General features: G+C 61.6%; 22 protein-coding genes. 14 read left to right on the top strand and 8 right to left on the bottom strand.

Annotation, left to right across the window (positions count from 1 at the left end; all coding sequences use genetic code 11):
- The first annotated feature begins 22 nt into the window (after nucleotides 1-22).
- From ACY8GK_RS16330 to ACY8GK_RS16320, 3 genes are all read left to right on the top strand, one after another.
- Complete coding sequence (locus tag ACY8GK_RS16330; protein ID WP_462401647.1) at nucleotides 23-1,015, top strand: AraC family transcriptional regulator; 993 nt, start codon at nucleotides 23-25, stop codon at nucleotides 1,013-1,015.
- Nucleotides 1,016-1,146: 131 nt separating this feature from the next.
- Nucleotides 1,147-2,190: a histone deacetylase family protein gene (locus ACY8GK_RS16325; protein ID WP_196175288.1), complete on the top strand. Its 1,044-nt coding sequence runs from the start codon at nucleotides 1,147-1,149 to the stop codon at nucleotides 2,188-2,190.
- The gene (locus tag ACY8GK_RS16320; protein ID WP_196175290.1) at nucleotides 2,190-3,293 is read left to right on the top strand and encodes a polyamine ABC transporter substrate-binding protein; all 1,104 of its coding nucleotides are present in this window, start codon (nucleotides 2,190-2,192) and stop codon (nucleotides 3,291-3,293) included. Before ACY8GK_RS16325 ends, ACY8GK_RS16320 begins: the two co-directional genes overlap by 1 nt.
- A 114-nt stretch (nucleotides 3,294-3,407) precedes the next feature.
- On the opposite strand, the gene pdxR is transcribed toward ACY8GK_RS16320, so the two are convergent.
- On the bottom strand, nucleotides 3,408-4,958 hold the full coding sequence (gene pdxR, locus ACY8GK_RS16315; RefSeq protein ID WP_196175292.1) for a MocR-like pyridoxine biosynthesis transcription factor PdxR: 1,551 nt from the start codon (nucleotides 4,956-4,958) through the stop codon (nucleotides 3,408-3,410).
- Nucleotides 4,959-5,048: 90 nt separating this feature from the next.
- Between pdxR and ACY8GK_RS16310 the strand changes: the two genes are divergently transcribed.
- The 3 genes from ACY8GK_RS16310 to ACY8GK_RS16300 are packed head-to-tail and all read left to right on the top strand — an operon-like array spanning nucleotide 5,049 to nucleotide 6,820.
- Entirely contained in the window at nucleotides 5,049-5,678 is a 630-nt protein-coding gene (locus ACY8GK_RS16310; protein ID WP_196175293.1) for an FMN-binding negative transcriptional regulator, read from the top strand.
- A 12-nt stretch (nucleotides 5,679-5,690) separates the two neighbouring features.
- On the top strand, nucleotides 5,691-6,137 hold the full coding sequence (locus ACY8GK_RS16305) for a GNAT family N-acetyltransferase (RefSeq protein ID WP_196175295.1): 447 nt from the start codon (nucleotides 5,691-5,693) through the stop codon (nucleotides 6,135-6,137).
- A gap of 14 nt (nucleotides 6,138-6,151) precedes the next feature.
- A complete protein-coding gene (locus ACY8GK_RS16300) occupies nucleotides 6,152-6,820 on the top strand; it encodes a GNAT family N-acetyltransferase (protein WP_196175297.1) in 669 nt (222 codons plus the stop codon).
- A gap of 73 nt (nucleotides 6,821-6,893) precedes the next feature.
- On the opposite strand, the gene oadA is transcribed toward ACY8GK_RS16300, so the two are convergent.
- Entirely contained in the window at nucleotides 6,894-8,702 is a 1,809-nt protein-coding gene (oadA, locus tag ACY8GK_RS16295) for a sodium-extruding oxaloacetate decarboxylase subunit alpha (protein WP_196175299.1), read from the bottom strand.
- 97 nt (nucleotides 8,703-8,799) lie between these two features.
- Nucleotides 8,800-10,215: an acetyl-CoA carboxylase biotin carboxylase subunit gene (locus ACY8GK_RS16290; protein ID WP_462401646.1), complete on the bottom strand. Its 1,416-nt coding sequence runs from the start codon at nucleotides 10,213-10,215 to the stop codon at nucleotides 8,800-8,802.
- Between the two features lie 188 nt (nucleotides 10,216-10,403).
- Between ACY8GK_RS16290 and ACY8GK_RS16285 the strand changes: the two genes are divergently transcribed.
- On the top strand, nucleotides 10,404-11,366 hold the full coding sequence (locus tag ACY8GK_RS16285) for a LysR family transcriptional regulator (RefSeq protein ID WP_329604743.1): 963 nt from the start codon (nucleotides 10,404-10,406) through the stop codon (nucleotides 11,364-11,366).
- Here ACY8GK_RS16285 and ACY8GK_RS16280 read toward each other — a convergent pair.
- Nucleotides 11,308-11,526, bottom strand: coding sequence for a PA3496 family putative envelope integrity protein (locus tag ACY8GK_RS16280; RefSeq protein WP_196175303.1), 219 nt, complete (start codon nucleotides 11,524-11,526; stop codon nucleotides 11,308-11,310). The two genes, ACY8GK_RS16285 and ACY8GK_RS16280, sit on opposite strands and share 59 nt — an antisense overlap.
- A 95-nt stretch (nucleotides 11,527-11,621) precedes the next feature.
- Nucleotides 11,622-12,488, bottom strand: a complete 867-nt coding sequence (gene hexR, locus ACY8GK_RS16275; protein WP_196175305.1) for a transcriptional regulator HexR — start codon at nucleotides 12,486-12,488, stop codon at nucleotides 11,622-11,624.
- A 103-nt stretch (nucleotides 12,489-12,591) separates the two neighbouring features.
- Between hexR and zwf the strand changes: the two genes are divergently transcribed.
- The 5 genes from zwf (at nucleotide 12,592) to ACY8GK_RS16250 (ending at nucleotide 18,354) form a co-directional block, all read left to right on the top strand.
- Nucleotides 12,592-14,034, top strand: coding sequence for a glucose-6-phosphate dehydrogenase (zwf, locus tag ACY8GK_RS16270; protein ID WP_462401645.1), 1,443 nt, complete (start codon nucleotides 12,592-12,594; stop codon nucleotides 14,032-14,034).
- 92 nt (nucleotides 14,035-14,126) lie between these two features.
- Nucleotides 14,127-14,450 (top strand): hypothetical protein, encoded by a 324-nt coding sequence (locus tag ACY8GK_RS16265; RefSeq protein WP_462401644.1) that lies wholly within the window; start codon nucleotides 14,127-14,129, stop codon nucleotides 14,448-14,450.
- Nucleotides 14,451-14,622: 172 nt separating this feature from the next.
- Entirely contained in the window at nucleotides 14,623-16,806 is a 2,184-nt protein-coding gene (gene uvrD, locus ACY8GK_RS16260) for a DNA helicase II (RefSeq protein WP_462401643.1), read from the top strand.
- A 177-nt stretch (nucleotides 16,807-16,983) separates the two neighbouring features.
- Nucleotides 16,984-17,835 carry a Tim44 domain-containing protein gene (locus ACY8GK_RS16255; RefSeq protein ID WP_196175313.1) on the top strand — a complete coding sequence of 284 codons (852 nt, stop codon included), beginning with the start codon at nucleotides 16,984-16,986 and terminating at the stop codon, nucleotides 17,833-17,835.
- A 111-nt stretch (nucleotides 17,836-17,946) separates the two neighbouring features.
- The gene (locus ACY8GK_RS16250; RefSeq protein ID WP_196175315.1) at nucleotides 17,947-18,354 is read left to right on the top strand and encodes an SMI1/KNR4 family protein; all 408 of its coding nucleotides are present in this window, start codon (nucleotides 17,947-17,949) and stop codon (nucleotides 18,352-18,354) included.
- A gap of 101 nt (nucleotides 18,355-18,455) precedes the next feature.
- Here the strand turns inward: ACY8GK_RS16250 and ACY8GK_RS16245 are convergent, their stop codons facing one another.
- Nucleotides 18,456-20,216, bottom strand: coding sequence for a cation:proton antiporter (locus tag ACY8GK_RS16245; RefSeq protein WP_196175317.1), 1,761 nt, complete (start codon nucleotides 20,214-20,216; stop codon nucleotides 18,456-18,458).
- Between the two features lie 327 nt (nucleotides 20,217-20,543).
- Between ACY8GK_RS16245 and ACY8GK_RS16240 the strand changes: the two genes are divergently transcribed.
- Nucleotides 20,544-21,029 (top strand): acyl-CoA thioesterase, encoded by a 486-nt coding sequence (locus ACY8GK_RS16240; RefSeq protein ID WP_230375398.1) that lies wholly within the window; start codon nucleotides 20,544-20,546, stop codon nucleotides 21,027-21,029.
- Between the two features lie 107 nt (nucleotides 21,030-21,136).
- Here the strand turns inward: ACY8GK_RS16240 and pdxY are convergent, their stop codons facing one another.
- A complete protein-coding gene (gene pdxY, locus ACY8GK_RS16235; RefSeq protein ID WP_196175320.1) occupies nucleotides 21,137-22,009 on the bottom strand; it encodes a pyridoxal kinase PdxY in 873 nt (290 codons plus the stop codon).
- A gap of 115 nt (nucleotides 22,010-22,124) precedes the next feature.
- Between pdxY and ACY8GK_RS16230 the strand changes: the two genes are divergently transcribed.
- Nucleotides 22,125-22,517: a DUF3301 domain-containing protein gene (locus ACY8GK_RS16230; RefSeq protein ID WP_196175322.1), complete on the top strand. Its 393-nt coding sequence runs from the start codon at nucleotides 22,125-22,127 to the stop codon at nucleotides 22,515-22,517.
- A 1-nt stretch (nucleotide 22,518) separates the two neighbouring features.
- Here the strand turns inward: ACY8GK_RS16230 and ACY8GK_RS16225 are convergent, their stop codons facing one another.
- Nucleotides 22,519-23,493, bottom strand: coding sequence for a CobW family GTP-binding protein (locus ACY8GK_RS16225; protein WP_462401642.1), 975 nt, complete (start codon nucleotides 23,491-23,493; stop codon nucleotides 22,519-22,521).
- Between the last annotated feature and the right edge of the window lie 14 nt (nucleotides 23,494-23,507).

Genomic DNA, 23,507 nt, shown 5'->3' with positions numbered 1-23,507 from the left:
CAGTCCAACGGGATCCTCCAGCATGCTGCACAGCCACCTGACCACCCTCAACGCGGTTTCGCTGATCCTCGACGTCTTCCAGGCGGATGGCTGCGAGGCTTCGGCGCTGCTGGCCGGCAGCGGCATCGGCCCGGCAGACCTCGGGCACGCGGATGCGCGCATCACCACGCAGCAAGAGCTGCGAGTGTGCGCCAACGCCGTGGCCCGGCGTGAGGACATCGGCGTGGAACTGGGCCGGCGCATGCATGTGTCGTGCTACGGCATGCTCGGTTACGCCTTGCTCTCCAGTGCCACTTTGGGTGACGCCTTGCGCCTGGCGCTGCAGTATCCGGCGCTGCTGGGGACAGTCTTCAAGCTGCGTTTGCTCGACGACGGGCCGCGCATCTGGTTCAGCGCCAGCGATTGCCATGACAGCCCGGCGCTGGCCACCTTCAATGCCGAATTCTGCCTGGTGTCGCTGAAGGTCATCTGCGACGACCTGCTCGGCCGCCAACTGCCTCTGCTGGGTGTCCGTTTCGAGCATCCTCGGCCCCGTTATCATGCGCGTTATATCGATGCATTCCAGTGTCCGGTGGATTTCGATGCCCAAGGCAATGCCTTTGCCTTCGAACGGCACTGGCTGGACATGCCGCTGCCGCTGGCCGACCCGATTACTCACAAGAGCATGAGCGAACGCTGCCGGCGCCTGAACCTGGAGTTCACCGGCCGCCAGGCCTGGCTTGAGCGGATCCGCCAGCTGCTGGCGCAGCAACTGGATGCAGCGCCTGGGCTGGAAGGCCTGGCGCGGCAGATGAACTGCTCATCGCGTACCCTGCGCCGACATTTGCAAGCATTGGGCAGCAGCTATCAACAGCTGCTGGATGAGCTGAGGTTCGAGCGAGCCAAGCAGTTGCTGGCTGAAGAGCAGATGCCGATCTACCGGATTGCCGAGACCTTGGGATTCAGCGAGACCGCCAGCTTCCGGCACGCCTTCCAGCGATGGAGCGGTGTGGCGCCTAGCCATTTCCGCGGCTGAACCGCACCCGAGAAGGGCCGTGCAGGCCAAAGAGCCTGGCCACATCGATCCCCTTTTGGCCGTTTACGTCGTTCTCCCGTGCTCATCCGCCCATGACAATGGGTCGACGCCAGTACCACCGGAGAACAACAATGCTGACGATCTATTCCGATGATCATCGCCTGCACCACGGTCGCTGCGAGCTGATCGATGGCAAGCTGATGCCCTGCTTCGAGATGCCCTCACGCGCCGACCATGTCCTCGATCAGGTGAAAAGGCGCAACCTCGGCGACATTCAAGGCCCTAACGATTTCGGCCGCGAGCCGTTGCTGCGCATCCACAGTGCCGCCTACCTCGACTTCTTCGAAGGCGCCTGGGCACGCTGGGCCGCATTGGGCCAGGAAGGCGACCTGCTGCCGTTCACCTGGCCAGCACGCACGCTGCGCCAGGTAAAACCCACCGGTCTGCACGGCGAACTGGGCTACTACAGCTTCGATGCTGGCGCGCCAATCACTGCGGGCACCTGGCAAGCCGCCTACAGCGCTGCTCAGGTCGCCCTCACCGCCCAGGCAGCGATCGGGCAAGGCGCGTACTCGGCCTTTGCCTTGTGCCGTCCGCCAGGGCACCACGCCGCCGGTGAGGTCATGGGCGGTTACTGTTACCTGAACAACGCCGCCATCGCCGCGCAGGCCTTCCTCGACCAAGGCAAGCGCAAGGTCGCCATCCTTGACGTCGACTACCATCACGGCAACGGTACCCAGGACATCTTCTACAGCCGCAACGACGTGTTCTTCGCCTCGATCCACGGCGATCCGCAGGATGAATTCCCGTTCTTCCTCGGCTATGCCGACGAAACCGGCGAGGGTGCCGGCGAAGGCTGCAACATCAATTATCCATTGCCGGCCGGCAGCGGCTGGGCGGCCTGGAGCGCCGCCCTGGAAGACGCTTGCCAGCGCATCGCCGCCTACGATGCCGATGTACTGGTGATCTCGCTGGGCGTGGACACCTTCAAGGACGACCCGATCTCGCGGTTCAAGCTGGACAGCCCGGACTACCTGGCAATGGGCAAGCGCATCGCCCAGCTCGGCAAACCAACCCTGTTCGTGATGGAAGGCGGCTACGCCGTGGAGGAAATCGGCATCAATGCGGTCAATGTGCTGGAAGGCTTCCAGCACGCCCAGCCAGGAGCCCGGTAATGGCCCGATTCAAGCGCCTGCTCGCCCCGTTCATCGCTGCCAGTCTGCTCACCGGGACCCTCCACGCTCAAGCCGAGCAGCGTACCTTGCGTGTGTATAACTGGTTCGACTACATCACCCCGCAGACCTTGAGCGATTTCCAGAAGGACAGCGGCGTCAAGCTGGTATATGACATCTTCGACACCAACGAGGCGCTGGAAGCCAAGCTGCTGACCGGCAATTCCGGCTATGACGTGGTGGTGCCCTCCAATGTATTCCTGGCCAAGCAGATCGAAGCCGGAGTGTTCCAGCCGCTCGATCGCGACAAGCTATCGAACTGGCGACACCTGGACCCGGCGCTGATGAAGCTGATCGAGGCCAACGACCCTGGCAACCGATTTGCCGTGCCGTACATGTACGGCACCGTGCTGATCGGCTTCAACCCGGACAAGGTCAAGGCTGCGCTCGGCGACACTGCCCCAGTGGACAGCTGGGAGCTGATCTTCAAGGAAGAGAACATTGCCAAGCTCAAGCAGTGCGGCGTGGCCCTGCTCGATTCGCCGTCGGAGATCCTGCCGCTGGCCCTGCAGTACCTGGGCTTGTCGCCGAACAGCGATAAACCGGCCGATTACAAGAAAGCCGAGACGTTGATGCTGAAGATTCGCCCGCACATCACCTATTTCCACTCCTCGAAGTACATGGCCGACATGGCCAATGGCGATATCTGCGTGGCAGTGGGCTACAGCGGTAGCTTCTCCCAAGCCGCCAACCGCGCGCGCGAGGCGAAGAACGGAGTAGTGGTGGACATGCGCCTGCCCAAGGAAGGCGCGCCGATCTGGTTCGACATGCTGGCGATCCCGAAGAACGCGGCCAACCCGCAAGACGCCCATGCGTTCATCGATTACCTGCTGCGGCCCGAGGTAATTGCACCGATCAGCGACTTTGTCGGATATCCCAACCCAAACAAGGATGCGACGGACAAAGTGAACCCGGCGATTCGCAACAACCCCAACCTGTACCCGACAACGCAGACGATGGCCAAGCTCTATACGCTCAAGCCATTGGCGCGCGATGCCGAGCGGGCACGGACCCGAGCCTGGACGCGGATCAAGTCCGGTACCTGAGCCACCTGCTTGTGGGCACGGCCGAGCAGGAGCAGCCGTGCCTCCAGTGCCATCGAAGGTGTCTACGAGGTCCGGCTTAGGGCAGCCTCGGGAAACCAGCCGCGAGCAACGGTTTCAGCGAACCCTCGAACTGTCGCGAAGAGGTCGCCACGCCTTGCGCAATTGCATCAGCGCCTCGGCGATCTCCCCTTCTGGCACTGCCGCAAACCCCAGCACTAACCCTGCGCGCTTATCCACAGGCTCCTCGCTGTCTGCCAACCAGAAACCGCTCAGCGCAGTCACCTCCACGCCCACCGCTTCTGCCTTGGCTACCAACTCCTGTTCCCGCGCAAAGTTATCCACATCGACCTTGACATGCAGCCCGGCTGCCACCTCTGGCATGGCATCCAACCCGGGAATATCCACAGGCCAGCCGGCCTTGAGCACATTGCGCCGGCTCAACGCCGCCTTGCGCATGCGGCGGATATGTCGCTGGAAGTGCCCACGGGCCATGAACTCGGCCATCACGCACTGACTGCTGATCTCCGAGTGCCGTACCGCCAGCGCCCGGCCCTGACTGAACGCCGACGCCAGCTGCGGCGGTAGCACCAGGTAACCCAGGCGCAACGCCGGGAACGCAATCTTGCCGAAGGTGCCTACGTACAACACTCGCCCATTCTGGTCGAGCGCCGCAAGCGGGGCCAAGGGCGCGCCGCTGTAACGGTATTCACCGTCATAGTCATCCTCGATGATCCAGCCAGCATTGCGCTCTGCCCAGGCCAGCAACCGTAGGCGCCGCGCCAGGCTCATGGTTACCCCGGACGGGTACTGATGGGCCGGTGTGACATAGGCCAACCGGCAGTCGAGCTGTTCGAGCCGGTGACAATCCATGCCTTCTTCATCCACTGGCACGCCATGTACCCTGCCGCCAGCCAATGCAAAGGCATGCGCTGCGGCGCGATAGCCAGGGTTTTCCACCGCCACCCCATCACCCAGCTGCAACAGCAGCTGTGCACAAAGACTGATGGCCTGCTGCGCACCACTGGTGATCACGATTTGATCAGCCATGCAGCTCAGCCCACGCGAACGACGCAGGTAGGCCGCGACCAGTTCGCGTAGCAGCGGCTCGCCTGCCGGATCGCCGTAACCCAGCTGTGCTGGGGAAGGATTACGCCAGAACTTCGCTTGCAGCTTAGCCCAGACGTCGAACGGGAACAGGTCGAAAGCCGGGATGCCAACGCGAAATGCGCGCGGCGCGCCACATCTGGGCAGCGGCAAGTGATTGCTTTGCAAGCGTTGCAGAGGCGCTCGAACGAACTGGAGGCTGGCTGAATCCTCAGTCTTTGCTGAAGGGTTTGTGGATAAATCTGTTGATAAACCCCGGGATAACCCTGTGGATACTTCTGTGGACAGTTTTGGCAGACGCGTCACATAAGTACCATCGCCTACCCGACTTTCGATATAGCCCTCGGCGTACAACTGGTCATAAGCCCTTACCACGCTATTGCGCGACAACGACAGGATCGTGGCCAGGTCGCGAGTGGCCGGTAGCCGCGTGCCACTGCTCAGGCGCCCGTCCAGTACCCGTGCCCGCAGCGCCTGGTACAGCTGCTGGCTTAGCCCGCGGTGGCGATCCAGGGCAATTCCCGCAGGGTCGAAAGGCAAGATGAGAGGGCGTTCGCTCATGTTATTGGACCTATGAAAACAGCTATCAATGGCTCTTACCCAGAACCAATAGCCTGCCTAGGATGGAGCCATTCCACAAGGACTCCACCCATGTACAACAGTAAGCCCCATCAGGAACACGACACCGCTCGCCTGCACCAGCACATGCTCGCTACCCGCCTGGCCGTTCTGGTCAGCCAGGGCGCAGACGGCCTGCTGGCTACGCACCTGCCGGTACTGGTCGATACCGCAGAAGGCGAATTCGGCACCGTCTATGCCCATCTTGCGCGGGCCAACCGCCAGTGGCAGGCATTGGCGCAAGGCGGCGAAGCGTTGCTGGTATTCCCTGGTGCCGACGCCTATGTCAGCCCCAGCTACTACCCGAGCAAAGCGGATGATCCCAAGGTGGTGCCCACCTGGAACTACCTGGCCGTACATGCCCATGGCCCGGTCGAAGTGATCCATGACGCAGCCAAGCTGCTAGTGATCGTCAGCCGCCTGACCGACCGCCACGAACACCGCCGCAGCGAACCTTGGAAAGTCACCGACGCCCCCGCCGACTACCTCGACGGCATGTTGCGTGCCATCGTCGGCATCCGCCTGCCCATCACCCGCCTGCAAGGTGCCCGCAAGCTCAGCCAGAACCGCTCCGAGCAAGACATTGCCGGCGTGCGCGCAAGCCTCAGTGCCAGTCCCGATCAATTGGATAACCAACTTGCGGCGCACATGCGCCAACTCTGAAGGAAAATCCCCATGCTCAGCGTTGCCCTGCGCCCCGTCACTGCCCAAGACCATGCTGCCTGGCTGGTTCTATGGCAAGCCTACCTGCACTTCTACGAAACCGAGCTGCCCGCGCAAGTCAGCCTGAGCACCTGGCAGCGTCTGCTCGACCCAAGTGAGCCAACCCATTCGGCGCTGGCCTGGGTCGATGGCAAGGCGGTGGGCATGGTCAACTTCATCTACCATCGCTCCAACTGGAGCGTCGAGGACTCCTGCTACCTTCAAGACCTGTACGTGGACAGCACGCAGCGCGGCCTGGGCATCGGTCGCCAGCTGATCGAACACGTCCGCGCAACTGCCAGGTCGGCCGGTTGCGTCAAGGTTCACTGGTTGACTCACGAGACCAATGCCACGGCGATAGCCCTTTATGAAAAGGTCGCCGAGCGACCCGGTTTCATCCAGTTCCGCCAAACCCTCTGAGCCAGGAGTCAGACATGAACGAAGCGCTACATTGGCAGGCTGCCAGCTTGCCGGGAAACGACACCCTGGCCGGCCGCTTCATCCAGCTCGAACGGCTCGACTTCGCTCGCCACGCTGACCATCTCTGGCAAGCCTTGCAAGGCGCGGATTCGGACCCGGCGCTTTGGGATTACTTGCCTTACGGCCCGTTCCCCCAGCGCGATAGCTTCGACCATTGGCTCCAGGGCAATACGGCGAGCCGGGATCCGCTGTTCTTTAGCGTGATCGACAAGGCTAGCGGCCAGGCACAGGGCCTCCTCAGCCTGATGTCGATCGTGCCAGAGCACGGACGCATCGAGATCGGCCACGTCGCCTTCGGCGCGGTCATGCAACGTACGCCCAAGGGAACGGAAGCGGTCTATCTGCTGGCCAGGCGCAGTTTCGAACTGGGCAACCGGCGCTTGGAGTGGAAATGCAACAACGCCAACGCTCGTTCCAGGCGCGCGGCCGAACGCTTGGGTTTCAGCTTCGAAGGGGTTTTCCGCCAGCACATGGTGGTCAAGGACCACAACCGGGACACCGCCTGGTATTCGATCACCGATGGGGAATGGCCGGTGATCGGCGCCGCTTTCGAGCGCTGGCTCGGTGAAGAAAACCAGCGGCCCGATGGCCAGGTCCTGACTCTCGAGGCCTGTCGCGCCTGAAGCTGCAAGCTAAGCGCGGATCGCGTCGATTGCACGATTTGCCTTGGCTTGCAGCACGCGGCTTGCAGCTCCCTCAGCCCTCGATCTCGATGAGAATCTCACCGGGGGTCACACGGTCGCCCTTGGCCACATGGATGGCCACGACCTTGCCGGCGATGGCTGCCTGTACTTCGGTTTCCATCTTCATGGCTTCGGTGATCAGCACGGCCTGGCCAGCCTTGACCTGGTCGCCTTCCTTGACCAGCACATCGACGATGTTGCCCGGCATGGTCGTGCTTACATGGCCTGGGCCACTGGCCTGCTTGCGCTTGCTGCCGCCGCCGCCGACGAACTCGTTGAGCGGCTCGAACACGACTTCTTCGGGCATGCCGTCGATGGACAGATAGAAGTGCCGCTTGCCCTCGGCCTTGACACCGACGCCGGTGATGTCGACGCGGTAGGTCTCGCCGTGGACGTCGATGACGAACTCGGTCGGCACGCCTTCACCACCCTGCGAGGCCACCGCGCCAGCCTCTGGAATCGGCAGCAGTATCTCCGGCGTCAACGTACCGGCTTCGCGCTCTTCAAGGAACTTGCGGCCAATGTCCGGGAACATGGCGAAAGTCAGTACGTCTTCCTCGCAGCGAGCCAGGGCGCCGATGTCAGCCCGCAGCTTGGCCATTTCCGGCTTGAGCAGATCGGCCGGACGCACATCGATGACGTCCTCGCTACCGATCGCCTGGCGGCGGAGTTCTTCGTTGACCACCCCGGGTGCCTTGCCATAGCCACCCTGCAGGTACAGCTTGACCTCGTTGGTGATGGTCTTGTATCGCTCGCCCGCGAGGACGTTGAAGAACGCCTGGGTACCGACGATCTGCGAAGTCGGGGTGACCAGCGGCGGGAAGCCCAGGTCTTCGCGTACCCGCGGGATCTCCGCCAGTACTTCGTTCATGCGGTTCAGCGCGCCTTGCTCCTTCAACTGGTTGGCCAGGTTGGAGATCATGCCGCCGGGCACCTGGTTGACCTGTACGCGCGTGTCGACAGCGGTGAATTCGCTTTCGAACTGGTGGTACTTCTTGCGCACGGCATAGAAGTACAGGCCGATTTCCTGAAGCAGCTCCAGGTCCAGGCCCGTGTCGAATTCGCTGCCCTTGAGCGCCGCGACCATCGATTCGGTGCCTGGATGGCTGGTTCCCCAGGCAAAGCTGGAAATGGCCGTGTCGATATGGTCGGCACCGTTCTCGACAGCCTTGAGCTGGCACATCGCAGCCAGGCCGGCAGTGTCATGGGAATGGATGAACACCGGCAGGGACTGTTCGGCCTTGAGTGCCTTGACCAGCTCTCCGGTGGCATAAGGCGTCAGCAGCCCGGCCATGTCCTTGATGGCGATCGAATCGCAACCCATCGACTCCATCTGCCGGGCCTGGGTGACGAAGGCGTCGATGGTGTGGACCGGGCTGGTGGTGTAGGCGATGGTGCCTTGGGCATGCTTGCCCGAAGCCTTGACCGCCTCGATCGCCACCCGCAGGTTGCGCACGTCGTTCATGGCATCGAAGATGCGGAATACATCGATGCCGTTGACGGCAGCCTTGGCCACGAAGGCCTTGACCACATCGTCGCTGTAGTGACGGTAGCCGAGCAGGTTCTGGCCACGCAGGAGCATCTGCAGGCGGGTGTTGGGCAAGGCTGCGCGCAGCTTGCGCAGGCGCTCCCAGGGGTCTTCCTTGAGGAAACGAACACAGGCGTCGAAGGTTGCGCCACCCCAGACTTCCAGCGACCAGTAGCCGACCTTGTCGAGCTTGTCGCAGATCGGCAGCATGTCTTCGGTACGCATGCGGGTCGCCAGCAGGGACTGATGGGCGTCACGCAGGATCGTGTCGGTTACGTGGATTTTCTTGGACATTCTTATCTCCTCAAGAGCGACAAGCTTTGCGCTGTACGGTGCAAGGTAAAGTCGGATCCGCTTTCACTTGCAGCTTGCGCCCAGCTTGCAGCTGCATTCATAGGCCTGCGTGGGCAGCGATGGCGGCGGCGATGGCCAGGGCCAGTTCTTCGGGTTTGCGCTTGATCGAGTAGTTCGTCAGTTCCGGATGGGTTTCCACGAAGCTGGTATTGAATTGGCCGCTGCGGAATTCCGGATTGCGCAGGATTTCCTGGTAGTACGCGGCGGTGGTCTTGACCCCCTGTACACGCATGTCGTCCAGGGCGCGCAAACCGCGGTCCATGGCTTCTTCCCAGGTCAATGCCCAGACCACCAGCTTCAGGCACATCGAGTCATAGAACGGAGGAATGGTATAGCCGGTATAGATGGCCGTATCGGTACGTACGCCTGGGCCTCCGGGCGCATAGTAGCGAGTGATCTTGCCGAAGCTGGGCAGGAAGTTGTTCTTCGGATCCTCGGCATTGATACGGAACTGCAACGCATAGCCGCGATGCTGGATGTCTTCCTGCTTGACCGACAGCGCCAGGCCCGAAGCGACGCGGATCTGCTCACGGACGATATCGATACCGGTGATTTCCTCGGTGATGGTGTGCTCGACCTGGACCCGCGTGTTCATTTCCATGAAATACACTTCGCCATCGGCGAGCAGGAACTCCACGGTACCGGCATTCTCGTAGTTCACCGCCTTGGCCGCGCGCACGGCCAGGTCGCCGATGTAGGCCCGCTGCTCGGGGGTGAGCTGCGGGCTGGGAGCGATCTCGATGAGTTTCTGGTTACGTCGCTGGATCGAACAGTCACGCTCGAACAGATGGACGACATTGCCGAAGCTGTCACCAAGGACCTGCGCTTCGATGTGCTTGGGATTGACGATGCATTTTTCCAGGAACACTTCAGCCGAGCCGAATGCCTTGGTGGCCTCGGAGATGACGCGGGGAAAGGCCTGTTCCAGTTCTTCGCGGCTGTTGCAGCGGCGAATGCCACGCCCGCCGCCGCCAGAGGTCGCCTTGAGCATCACCGGATAGCCGATACGCTCGCCTTCGCTCAAGGCTTCGTGAATGTCGGCCACGTTGCCTTCGGTTCCGGGGGTTACCGGAACGCCAGCCTGGATCATGGCGCGACGTGCTTCGGTCTTGTCCCCCATGCGACGGATGACTTCGGCAGCCGGGCCGATGAACTTGATGCCGCGCTCGGCGCAGATTTCCGCCAGCTCGGCGTTTTCCGAAAGGAAGCCGTAGCCTGGATGGAGGGCATCGCAACCGGTCTCGACCGCCAGGTTGACCAGCTTGCGCGGGTTCAGGTAACCGGCCAACGGCTCGGCACCGATGCTGTAGGCCTCGTCGGCACGCTTGACGTGCAAGGCATGACGGTCGGCGTCGGAATAGATCGCGACCGAGCGAATGCCCATCTCGGCGCAGGCGCGCACGATTCGAACTGCAATTTCACCCCGGTTGGCGATCAGGATTTTTTTTATCACTGGATTCTTCCCAAAGCCGATGGAACATAGCGATCCGGTCTGGCCGGTCGTCACGTGACCAGAAGCTTCTGCCCGGTCGCCATCTACCCTAGCCCCCTACAGTGATAAACAAAAATCAATATTTGTTAGATACTGCATAAGCAAAAGCTTATATTCGCACAACAGCGTATGGCCGGGAGAAGGTGAAAATGCGTAAGTCATTGATGCGCATGACATTGCGACAGCTGCAAATCTTCAATGAGGTGTGCGACCTGAAGTCCTACAGCAGGGCTGCGGAGGAAATGTCGCTTACCCAACCTGCGGTCAGCCTGCAGATCCGCCAGTTGGAGGAGCTGGTCGGCCAGCCCTTGTTCGAATACGTCGGCAAGAAGCTCTATCTCACCGAGGCAGCCGAAGCCCTGCAGCGCGCCAGTCGCGACGTGTTCGGTCGCCTGGAAAATCTCGACATGCAGCTCTCGGACATGCAGGGGTCATTGCAGGGTCAGCTGAAACTGGCCGTCGAATCCAGCGCCAAGTACTTCGTGCCACACCTGTTCGCCGCTTTCAGACAACGTCATCCGGAGGTGAACCTGACACTCACGGTGGTCAACCGGGCCCAGGCGATCCGGCGCCTTTCGGACAACCGCGACGACCTGATCGTCATGTCCATGGTGCCGCAGGACATGGACCTGGATTTCCTGCCCTTCCTGAACAACCCCATCGTCGCGGTGGCAGCGCCCGATCACCCGCTGTGCCAGCATGAACGCCTGCGCCTGCAGGACCTGGAGCCTCATGCCCTGCTGGTCCGCGAACAGGGTTCCGGCACGCGCAAGGCTTGCGAGGAATACTTCAAGGAACGTCGCGTGCATTTTTCCCAGACACTGGAAGTGGCCTCCACCGATGCCCAGCGTGAATGCGTGATCGCCGGGCTGGGCATTGCCTTGCTGACGCGCCATGCCCTCAACCTGGAACTGGCCACCGGCGTGTTGCGCGAGCTGCCAGTCGAAGAGCTGCCACTGTACCGAAGCTGGTGCCTGGTACAGTCCAAGGCCAAGCGGCAATCGCCGGTGGCCTTGGCCTTCCAGGCGTTCATACGCAACGAACGGGCACGAATCAGCGAGATCGCGCAGCGTTTTTCGGGGAAGATGCTGCCGATACCTGCCATACCGTAATGTCCCGCAGCTCCGGGTAGTCGGCGATCTCGCGCAGCAGTTGGCGCTGTTCGCAATAGCTTTCTATCGCACGGCGATACTCCATGCGCCGCTGATCCTTTTCCTGCTGCTTGCGCGCCTTGGCGGTGGGCTGGAACGAGCCATCGAAATCACGAGCCATTGCCTGTCTCCCTGATCGAGTGCGGGACCTTCAGACTGGGCTGGGCTCTTTACGGTTTGGTGGAAGAACCGTGACGGCTCGATGAATTCAGCCGGTCAGTCCTCCATGGCCTTGATCGACTTGGGTGACAGGCGCAGGCTGCGCAGGCTGCGCTTGACGCTCTTGAGATGATTGACCAGGCCTGGCCCACGGGCCATGGCAACGCCCATCGCCAGCACGTCGATCACCACCAGGTGGGCGATGCGCGACGTCAGTGGCGTATAGATTTCGGTGTCTTCATGCACATCGATGGCCAGGTTGACCGTCGACAGTTCCGCCAGCGGCGTCTGGCTAGGACACAAGGTGATCAGACTGGCACCGCTTTCGCGCACCAGGTTGGCGGTGATCAGCAGATCCTTCGAACGTCCGGACTGGGAAATGCACACCGCCACGTCCCCGGGCTTGAGCGTGACCGCCGACATGGCCTGCATGTGCGGATCGGAATAGGCCGCGGCACTGAGCAGCAGGCGGAAGAACTTGTGCTGGGCATCGGCGGCCACCGCCCCGGACGCACCGAAGCCATAGAACTCCACGCGCTGGGCCTGGGCCATGGCGGTGACGGCCCGCTGCAGGGCATCGGCGTCTAGGTGTTCGCGTACCTCCATCAGAGTATGCAAGGTGGTATCGAAGATCTTCAGGCTGTAGTCGGCGACCGAGTCGTCCTCGTGGATGGCGAACTGGCCGAAGCTGGCGCCCGCGGCCAGGCTTTGGGCGAGCTTGAGCTTGAGATCCTGGAACCCCGAGCAGCCGATCGCCCGGCAGAAACGCACGATGGTAGGTTCGCTGATCCCGACACTGTGCGCCAGGTCGGCCATGGAGCTGTGCATGACGGCGGCAGGATCCAGCAGCACGTGATCGGCTACCTTGAGCTCCGACTTGCGTAGCAGGTGACGGGATTGAGCGATGTGTTGCAACAGATTCACGGGAAGGACTCGGTTATGATCGGCTGGCCGGGTTGTAGCATTCTTGTAGTTATACTACATGACCGGCGAACCGCCCAGTCAAACCAGTGGGAGAACGCAGCCTTTGACCATTCCATGCGATATCGTGGTGTTCGGCGGCACAGGTGACCTGGCGCTGCACAAGTTGCTCCCGGCGCTCTACCACCTGTATCGCGACGGGCGCCTGCACAACGCCGTGCGCATCATTGCCCTGGCCAGACGCAACATGAGCCGTAACGATTTCGTAGCGCTCGCGGAGCGGCGCTGCCGCGCGCAGATTGCCCGCCAGGATTTCCAGGATGCCGTATGGGCGCGCTTTAGCGCGCGTTTGGACTACCTGGCCATGGACGCTTCGCAGGGCGCCGATTTCGCCCGGCTGGCGCGCTTTCTCGGCGAGCCGGGCGGCCTGACGCGCATCTACTACCTGGCAACCTCTCCTCATCTGTTCGTCGCCATCGCCAGCCACTTGCGCATTGCCGGCCTGGCCGACGGGGAAGCGCGCATCGTCCTGGAGAAACCGATCGGTCACTCCCTGAGCTCGGCCACCGGCATCAACGAAGCGATTGGCGCGGTGTTCCAGGAAAGCCAGGTGTTCCGCATCGACCACTACCTGGGCAAGGAGGCGGTGCAGAACCTGATGGCCCTGCGTTTCGCCAATGCCCTGCTGGAGCCGGCCTGGCGCAACAGCCAGGTCGACCATGTGCAGATCAGCGTCTGCGAGACATTGGGCGTGGAAAACCGCGGAGCCTACTATGATCGCGCTGGCGCCATCCGCGACATGCTGCAGAATCACCTGCTCCAGCTGCTGTGCCTGGTTGCCATGGAGCCGCCGGCGCAGTTCGAAGCCGAAGCGGTACGTGACGAGAAGGTCAAGATCCTGCGGGCACTACGGCCGATCACCGGCCAGGACGTGCAGGACAAGACCGTCCGCGGCCAGTACGCTGCCGGCAGGATCGGCGGCCAGGAGGTGCCGGCCTACTATTTCGAAAAAGACGTGGACAACGATAGCGACACCGAGACCTTCGTTGCCGTGCACGCCCACATCGACAACTGGCGCTGGGCTGGCGTGCCCTTCTTCCTGCGCACCGGCAAGCGCATGGCGCGGCGCTCGTCGCAGATCGTCATCCAGTTCAAGCCGGTACCGCATGAGTTGTTCGACGGCGCTCAGGTCAACCAGCTGCTGATACAGCTGCAACCGGACGAGCGCATCAGCCTGCGCATGATGGGCAAGCGTCCTGGCAAGGGCATGGGCCTGGAGCCTGTGGACCTGGACCTGAACCTGGCCCAGGTGTTCGGCCAGGCGCGGCGCTGGGAGGCTTACGAACGCTTGCTGCTGGATATCCTGGAGGGCGACTCGACGCTGTTCATGCGGCGTGACGAAGTGGAAGCGGCATGGGCCTGGATCGACCCGATCATCGAAGGTTGGCAAGAGCATTTCCAGGCCCCCCGCCATTATGCTGCCGGCAACAACGGGCCCGACCAGGCCAACAGCCTGCTGACCAGGCATGGCAGGCATTGGCACGGCTGAACCACTTCATCCTGCCAGCGCGGTTTCGCAGGCAAGACACTTGCTCGCGTGCAGCGCATACCGCGCTGCCCGTTCTGACAGGAGTGACCCTCATGATCATCGAAACCAAAGACTGGTATGCACAAAACGACCTCATGCCCAGCCCACAAGGGCCTTGCCTGCGCATAACCGGGACGGTAGTCGTAGCGAACCCCGGCATCGAACCCGTGCTGAGCATGCGCGCCATACAGGACAAGTCCTTTGCCCTGGCTCTGGAATTGACCTCCAGAGAACTCGACGGCATTCACTTGCAGGTGGTTACCGAAAAATCGGTTCGCTTCGAATTGCCAGGCGATCATCGCCATGTGCCGTGGGTGACCATATTCCATGAAGGCCGTCTGCTCTCGACCATCAAGGAAATCGAAGAGACCCACTGACCCATGCATGGCAACTAGCCGCAAGCTGCTAGACGATAGATGTGACACCTACTCGGGACAGTTTGTAGCTTGTAGTTAGTTGCCGCCCCCACCGATGAATGGCAGCACTCGGGGGTGAACATTCGTACAGTAGGCGTTTGCCCCTGGACCGGCCGCCCCCTAGAATGGCCGGATGCATACAGACGACCTCTCCCTCCTGCTCAATTCCCTCAACGATGCCCAACGCCAGGCCGTCGCGGCCACGCTCGGGCGCCAGCTGGTGCTTGCAGGCGCCGGCTCCGGCAAGACCCGGGTGCTGGTGCACCGCATCGCCTGGCTGATCCAGGTGGAGCGGGCCTCGCCGCATTCGATTCTGTCGGTGACCTTCACCAACAAGGCCGCGGCCGAGATGCGCCACCGGATCGAGCAGCTGCTGGGCATCAATCCGGCGGGCATGTGGGTGGGCACCTTCCATGGCCTGGCTCACCGTCTGCTACGCGCCCACTGGCAGGAAGCGGGGCTGGTGCAGAACTTCCAGATCCTCGATGGCGACGACCAGCAGCGACTGGTCAAGCGGGTAATCCGCGAGCTGGGCCTGGACGAGCAACGCTGGCCCGCACGCCAGGCCCAGTGGTTCATCAATGGGCAGAAGGACGAAGGGCTGCGCCCGAATCATATCCAGCCCGGCGGGGATCTTTTCCTCGGCACCATGCGCACCATTTATGAAGCCTACGAGGCGGCCTGCGCGCGCGCCGGCGTCATCGACTTTTCCGAGTTGCTGCTGCGGGCGCTTGACCTGTGGCGCGACCGGCCTGGCTTGCTCGAGCACTATCAGAAGCGCTTCCGGCACCTGCTGGTGGATGAGTTCCAGGATACCAACGCCGTACAGTACGCCTGGCTGCGCCTGCTGGCGGCTGGTGGCGAGAGCCTGATGGCCGTGGGTGACGATGACCAGTCGATCTATGGCTGGCGTGGCGCCAAGATCGAGAACATTCACCAGTACACCGCCGACTTCCCCGACGCGCAACTGATCCGTCTCGAACAGAACTACCGTTCCACCGCAGGCATCCTCAAGGCCGCCAACGCACTGATCGCCAACAACAGCGGCCGGCTCGGCAAGGAGTTGTGGACCGATGTCGGCGACGGCGAGCCGTTGAGCCTGTACGCCGCCTACAACGAGCACGACGAAGCCCGCTACGTGGTCGAAACCATCGAGGGGATTCTCAAGCAAGGCACGGCACGCAACGAGATCGCCATTCTCTACCGCTCCAACGCCCAGTCGCGGGTCCTGGAAGAAGCCTTGCTGCGCGAGCGCATTCCGTATCGCATCTATGGTGGCCAGCGCTTCTTCGAGCGAGCGGAAATCAAGAATGCCATGGCCTACCTGCGCCTGATCGAAGGGCGCGGCAACGACGCGGCACTGGAACGGGTCATCAACGTGCCACCACGTGGCATCGGCGAAAAGACTGTCGAGGCGATTCGCGAGCATGCCCGTCACAGCCAGCTTTCGATGTGGGAAGCGATGCGTCGGTTGCTGGCCAACAAGGCCCTCAAGGGACGGGCAGCGGGCGCGCTTGGCGCCTTCATCGAGCTGATCGAGGAGCTGGCGGTCAAGGTGGCCGAGCTGCCGCTGCACCTGATGACCCAGACCGTGATCGAGCAGTCCGGCCTGATTCCCTACCATCAGCAGGAAAAAGGCGAGAAAGGCCAGGCCAGGATCGAGAACCTCGAGGAGCTGGTCAGCGCCGCGCGCAACTTCGAGGCCAGCGAGGACGATGCAGAGCTGTCACTGCTCTCGGCATTCCTCGGGCACGCCTCCCTGGAAGCCGGTGATACCCAGGCCGAGGAACATGAGGACAGTATCCAGCTGATGACCTTGCACAGCGCCAAGGGCCTGGAATTCCATCATGTATTCCTGGTAGGTCTGGAAGAAGGGCTGTTCCCGCACAAGATGAGCCTGGAGGAGCCCGGCCGGCTCGAGGAAGAGCGTCGCCTGGCCTATGTAGGGATCACCCGGGCGATGCGCCAGCTGGTGATGACCTATGCCGAGACCCGTCGCTTGTACGGCAGCGAAACCTACAACAAGGTGTCTCGCTTCGTGCGCGAGATTCCTCCTGGGCTGGTCCAGGAAGTCCGTCTGTCGAACTCGGTCAGCCGGCCCTTCGGCACTGCCCAGGCCCAGGCCAGCAGCCTGTTCGCCAATGCCAGCATTCCACAGACCGCCTTCACCCTCGGCCAGCGTGTCCGGCATTCGGTTTTCGGGGAGGGAACGATCCTCAATTTCGAAGGCTCCGGTGCCCAGGCACGAGTCCAGGTCAGCTTTGCCGAGGGGAGCAAGTGGTTGATGCTCGGTTACGCCAAGCTTGAAGCTCTCTGAACTTTCCTACGCCATTTGTGGCCTTTTCCCATAGATGGCGCAAAAACGGCTTACAGCTTGGTGAATACGCTTCTGACATTGCCAGGCAAAAGCTCGAAACATTATGGTGCTGGTCATGAGCCCAACAACCTGGGCACCATGACGCGCGTGCAATCAACCAAATGGGAAATCCCTTTTATGCAACGTTTTCTTAGCATCATCCTGGCGTTGTGCGTCGGCCTGACGCTGAGCCTGGACGCCAACGCCAAGCGCTTCGGTGGCGGCAAGAGCTCCGGCGCCGCGCCGATTCACCACACCCGCCAGGCTGCGCCGACCGCACCGGCCGCCGCGCCGACCGCTCCAGGCCGGGCTCCGGCCGCGGCCAGCGGTGCTTCTCGCTGGCTGGGCCCACTGGCCGGTATCGCCGCCGGTGGCCTGCTGGCTTCGATGTTCATGGGTGACGGCTTCGAAGGCATGCAGATCCTCGACTTCCTGCTGATCGGCCTGGTCGCCTTCCTGGTCTTCCGTTTCATCGCCGCGCGTCGACGCCAGCAGCAGCCGCAGGTGGCCGCCGCCGGCCATGCGCCGTACCAGCGTGAAGCCCACGGCCAGGCGGCACAGCAGCCGTCGATGTTCGGTAGCGCTTCGGCCTCGGCAGCCGCCCGTCCGATCAACGCGCCAGCGTGGTTCAACGAGCAGAGCTTCCTGTCCGCTGCCCGCACCCACTTCCAGTCGCTGCAGCAGCACTGGGATGCCAACGAGATGGACAAGATCGCCGAGTTCGTGACGCCGCAGATGCTCGAATTCCTCAAGCGCGAACGTGCGGACCTGGGCGACGGCTTCCAGTCGACCTACATCGACAACCTGGATGTGCAGCTCGACGGCGTCGAGGAGCGCAGCGACAGGACCGTCGCTACCCTGACCTTCCGCGGCGTCTCCAAGACCTCGCGCTTCGACCAGGGTGAAGCCTTCAGCGAAAGCTGGCATATGGAGCGCTCCCTGGGCGACAACCAGCCCTGGCTGCTGGCCGGCATTCGCCAGAACGGCTGATTCGCTTCCTTGTACAAGAACCCCGGGCCTTCCCGGGGTTTTTGCTTTTGCCAGAGCGCACTACTAGGGTATAACGCGCAGCGTCGTAATCAAGTTCAGAGGATATGAACCGTGGAAGAAGTGATCGAACAACTCCGTGAAGCCAACGAACCGGTTCCCGTGCCTCTGGAGTTGCCGGATGAAGAACTGCTGGTCGAAATCGAGGAACAGCTGTTCATCAACATTCCATTCGTGTTCAGGGAATTTCTGCTGACCGTCAGCGACGTGGTCTATGGCAGTCTCGAGCCGGTCACCGTCACCGATCCGCAATCCCACACCTATCTGCCGGATGTCGCCGCGAACGCCTGGGACGCCGGTGTCCCGCGCGAGCTCATCCCGCTCTGCCAGGATGGCGACGACTACTACTGTGTCGAGGAAGACGGCACCGTGGTGCTCTGGTCTGGGGAGGAAGAAATCGTTACCGAGGATAGCTGGGAATCCGTGTGGACCTGGGCGCGGGACGTCTGGTTGGAAAGCTGAGCGCGCCCCGTCCCAGCAATCGACCACCGAGCTCTTTCCACCCCTTCGGCCAGACGCCCGGCAATACCTTGTTCCGGTCGTTCCGGAGCAAGGCTGACCGCTCAGTGGGAATGATCGCCGTGGTTGTCCAGGGTCTCCAGCAACGCGACCTGCATGCGGGTATGTACTCGTATGAACCAGCGCCAGAGCAGTGCCACGACGATTGCCGCCACCACGGCGATGATCAGCAGCAGCTCGCTGGTCGGCAGGATGCTCGCCGATAGCGCAGACAGCAGCAGGAAGATCACCAGCAGCGACAGCAGCGGGATGACTTCAGCGATCACTCTTCGTACACGATGCGTATGACGCCCGGCCATTTCGGGCTTGACGCCCATCTCCGCCAGCAGCATCGACAGCGCCTTGAGCTTGCGATAGGCGGCGATGAGGAAAGGCAGCGAGACCAGTAACGCCGCTCCCCAGATCAAGGCTTTCTGCTGACCGATGTCGCTTACCCATTCGCTCAGGTAGTTGCCCAGTCGGCTGGCGAAGTAGCTTCCACTGAAGAAGATGGCGATGACCAGCGCCAGGTTGACCCCGACCTGCAGGAGGATCCTGCGGATCATGGCGGCCAGCATCGCGCCCTCACCTTGCGGCTGGATGCTTCTCAACCATTCCCCATAGAGCGAGAACACCCTGGCCAGGCGTCCTGGGACCACCTTGCCAAGCTTGAGCGACAGTGGGTCCGCTGCGCGGATCAGGTAAGGGGTCAACAGCGTGGTGATGGCCGATACGGCCACCGCTACCGGATAGAGAAAATCGCTGGTGACCTGCAAGGTCATGCCCAGCGCAGCGATGATGAAGGAAAATTCGCCAATCTGCGAAAGGCCCATGCCCACACGCAGGGACGTACGACCGTCATTGCCGGCGATGAACGCCCCCATGCCGCACGACAGCATCTTGCCCAGTACCACCGCCAAGGTGATCACGGCGATCGGCCAGGCATAGTCGACCAGCACCCGCGGGTCGATCATCAGGCCGATGGCCACGAAGAAGATTGCGCTGAACAGGTCGCGCACCGGTTCGATAAGGCTTTCGATCTTCAGCAACTGACGGGATTCGGCCATGATTGCACCGATCAGGAAGGCACCGAGAACCATGCTGTACTCGAGCTTGACCACCAGCAGGCAGAAGCCAAAGCACAGGCCCAGCACCGTGATCAACAGCATTTCGTTGCTTTCGAACTTCGCCACATAGGCGAGCAGTCGAGGTACCAGCAGGATTCCGACGACCAGGGCGACGATCATGAACAGCGACAACTTGCCGACCGTGGAGAACACTTCGCCAGAGCTGACCGTGCCGCTGACGGCGATGCCGGACAGCAAGGCGATGATGCCGATACCCAGGATGTCCTCGACGATGAGCACGCCGAAGATGAGCTGGGCGAACCGTTCGTTCTTCATCTTCAAGTCGTTGAGCGCCTTGACGATGATGGTCGTCGAGGAAATCGCCAGGATCGCACCGAGGAACAGCGAGTCCATCGTGCTCCAGCCGAACCAGCGGCCGATCTCGAAACCTATCCAGATCATCAGGACGATTTCCAGGAAGGCCGCGATGAAAGCGGTTGCGCCCACCTTGAACAGCTTGCGCAGGCTGAACTCCAGCCCCAGACAGAACATCAGGAAGATCACCCCCAGTTCGGCAAGGGTCTTGATTGTCTGTTCATCATGGATGAGGCCGAACGGCGGGGTATGCGGACCAATGATGAAGCCAGCCACGATGTAGCCAAGCACCACCGGCTGCTTGAAACGGTGGAACAGCACGGTGACCACCCCCGCCACCAGCATGATCACTGCCAGGTCCTGGATGAAGCTGATGGCATGCATGGCGCTGGGTACTCCTTGTTTTCGATGCACGGGACAACCGCCTTTCCAGCGGTCGGACGCTGGGCAAGCAGCAAGTACAGTCTGTTTTGAATATAGGAAAGCCCACCTTGCATGGGCGTACTCAGGGTAACATCGCCACCCTCTGCGAATAGCTGGTGCAATATGTAGAAACAGATCGACGTTTCAGGCACGTCGGTGACCTACCCGAGCCGTCGATATCGCACTCGTCGCCGTCGCTGATGGCGATGCAGAAAAATTCATGGGGGAAAGACAGCAATGTTCTCGAATACCCGCCCCGTTTCAGCGCAACCGAACCGCGAGCACAAGATGGAACCAGGAAACGCCCAACTGTCGATGACCGTCCTGATGACCCCGGACATGGCCAATTTTTCCGGCAATGTCCATGGCGGCACCTTGCTCAAGTATCTCGACGAAGTGGCTTATGCCTGTGCCAGCCGTTACGCTGGCACCTACGTGGTCACCTTGTCCGTCGACCAGGTGGTTTTTCGAGAGCCTGTGCACGTGGGCGAACTGGTGACCTTCCTGGCATCGGTCAACTATACCGGCAATACCTCCATGGAAGTGGGCATCAAGGTCGTGACGGAGAACATCCGCCAACGCTCGGTACGCCATTCCAACAGCTGCTTCTTCACCATGGTGGCGGTCGATGACAACAGGCGGCCTGTACCGGTACCGCCCCGCCAGCCGCAGACCAGCGAAGAAAAGCGCCGTTTCCTGCAAGGCCAGCAGCGCCGGCAGATTCGCCAGGAGCTGGAGAAACGCTATCAGGACTTGAAGAGCGACGGCTTCTAGGCTTCGTACGAAAGCTGGCTGCGCGACGACCCTGCCGCATTGAAAACAGGCTCGGAATGCTCATTTGCAGACCGCAAACCGCGCTTGCTCGCCTGTTTTCGCCTTGCCTAATCGTCCAGCCGCCGGGCTTCGTAGCGCACCCGTGGATGAGCGATGCGATCCTGCGCGCGTACCAGTTGCAGCTCGCAACTGGCACAGGCTTGTGTTTCCAGCAGGACTTCATGCACGGCAGCGGCAGTGAACTCGAGGGCTTGCGGCCAGTCATCGCCGAGCAGGACACGCGCGAGGAAAAGCCCGGCTGTCAGCTCACCGACACCAGCAGGCTGGCGAGGAAACGCCAGCAAGGGCCTTTGCAGGTGCCAGCTTGCCGCCTGGCTGACCAGCAGCATCTCGATCGCGTCGGCCGCCTGTTCTGCATAGCAAAGACGCTTGATCAGCACGGCCTTCGGACCACGCGCCAGCAAGCTGCGCGCCATGCTCAGGCAATCGGCCAGGGTGCCGGCAGGCCGACCGGAGAAATCTTCCAGTTCGAACGGATCCAGGCAAAGGATATCCGCGTGCGTCACGGCTTGCTCATGCAAGAAGTCCTTCAGTTCGCTGGTGACCGCGCCGCCTGCCAGCACACGTCCGATGCCCGGATCGCAAAGGTACAAAGCCTTGGGATTGACCGACTTGAGCCGTTGCACGCCAGCCAGGACGACCCTGCCTTGCTCGGCGCTGGCCAACCGGCCGGACAGCAGCGCATCGCAATCGCCCAGTTCGCCCAGCGCCTCGAGTGTTTGCAGCAGGGCTGACACCTCGACTGATGACAATACCTCACCTGCCCATTGGTCATGCCCGGCGCAGTGGGGCAATTGAGCCGTATCGAGCGGCCAGACATTCACGCCGAGGCGTTGCATGGGCAACACCGCAGCACTGTTGCCAGCATGTCCGGATACGGCGCTGGGTTGGATGCAAAGCAATCGAGGCGTACGTTTCATGCGGATTCCAGGGTATTGGGGACTAGCGCGCCAGCGCAGTATGAACCTGATCGTCACCTGTACGACAGGGCGGCAAGCCAGTTAAGCTGAGCCGACCTGTATGGAGCATATGCAAATGTTGACCCTGGAGAACCTGTTCGGTCTGATGGTATTGGCCACGGCAGGTGCCTGGCTCTGGCATAACCATGGACTGCGCGAAAAAGCCGTGGAGCGCGTCAAGCGACACTGTGCCAAGCTCGATCTCGAATTGCTCGACGATACCATCGCTTTCAAGCGCATTGGCTTCGTTCACGACGCCAACGGCAGACGCCGCCTGGCACGCATCTATGACTTCGAATTCACTGTCACCGGTGAGCAACGCCATCCAGGCACCGCGACCCAGTTCGGCTCCCATGTCGTGCAGATCGAACTGGCGCCCTATCCTTTCGAAACGCCCGAACGGCACTCTGTGGATAACGTTATCGAAATGAAGCAGTGGCGCCAGGAGCATGATCGCTGGCGTAGCTGAATCAGTTATCCACAAGGCATTTTCTCAGAGCCTCATCAAGTTCGGCCTGAAGCTGTGGATATTCGAAGATCAGTTCGATACGCGAATCCTTTCGCCATTCGCTGTTCCTCCAGCCAGCGGCTTGGTGCACGACTGCGTTGAAGCTGCACCACCCTTCCGTACTGTGGATAACCATCTTGGCGCGTAGCCAGCCGAAGGAGCCGAGAAAATCCTCCAGACGGCTTGTGGAAAACCTTCGAGCAGGGTGCCAGCGCCAACCGATACTCCAGCCCTGCTCATCCGCTCGGCTCACTCGGATGGGTTCCAGAGGGCTTTGCCATAGCGTGGGCAAAGGCGCGGCCGCTAATTCAGGTGCCTGTTTATCCACATATAACGAATTACTTATACCTGAAGAAGTAGTCGGCAGTTGGCCCAGTTCCACCCTGCCCTGATCGGTCCATAAACGTGGTAGTTCGGGCAGGTCGTGGGTTATCAACAGTCTGTGAGCTTCATCCACAAGCGAGGCTTTGTTGATCACCAGCAATCCGGCCGCTGCGAGCGCCTGTCGTTGTGCCTGTGGAAAAGTCCGACTCGCCGCCAGGCCAGTGGCGTCCAGGACCATCGTCAGCGGCTGGATGTCGAGCACCCCGCGCCATGCGTGGCCGTGCAACTGAGCAAGCAACTGCAGAGGATGGCCGAGGCCAGACGGCTCAATGAACAGCCGGTGAGGCCTGGCGCTACGTAACAGGCGCCCTAGCGCCACCTGGAACGGCGCCCCATTCACGCAGCATAGACAACCGCCGGCAACCTCGGTGATGGTGATCGCCTGGTCCTGGTTGGTCAGCAAGGCTGCATCGAGGCCGATCTGGCCGAACTCGTTGACCAGGACAGCCCAGCGCTCATTGGCGGGACGTTGGCCGAGCAGGTGCAGGATGAGACTGGTCTTTCCCGCACCCAGGGGGCCTGCGATGACATGGGTTGGAATATGCTGGAGCATGGCCGAAACAGATT

The organism is Pseudomonas sp. Marseille-QA0332 (assembly GCF_054950175.1).
The sequence above is the reverse complement of the archived record's forward strand: the minus strand, read 5'-3'. Positions and strand labels throughout refer to the sequence as shown.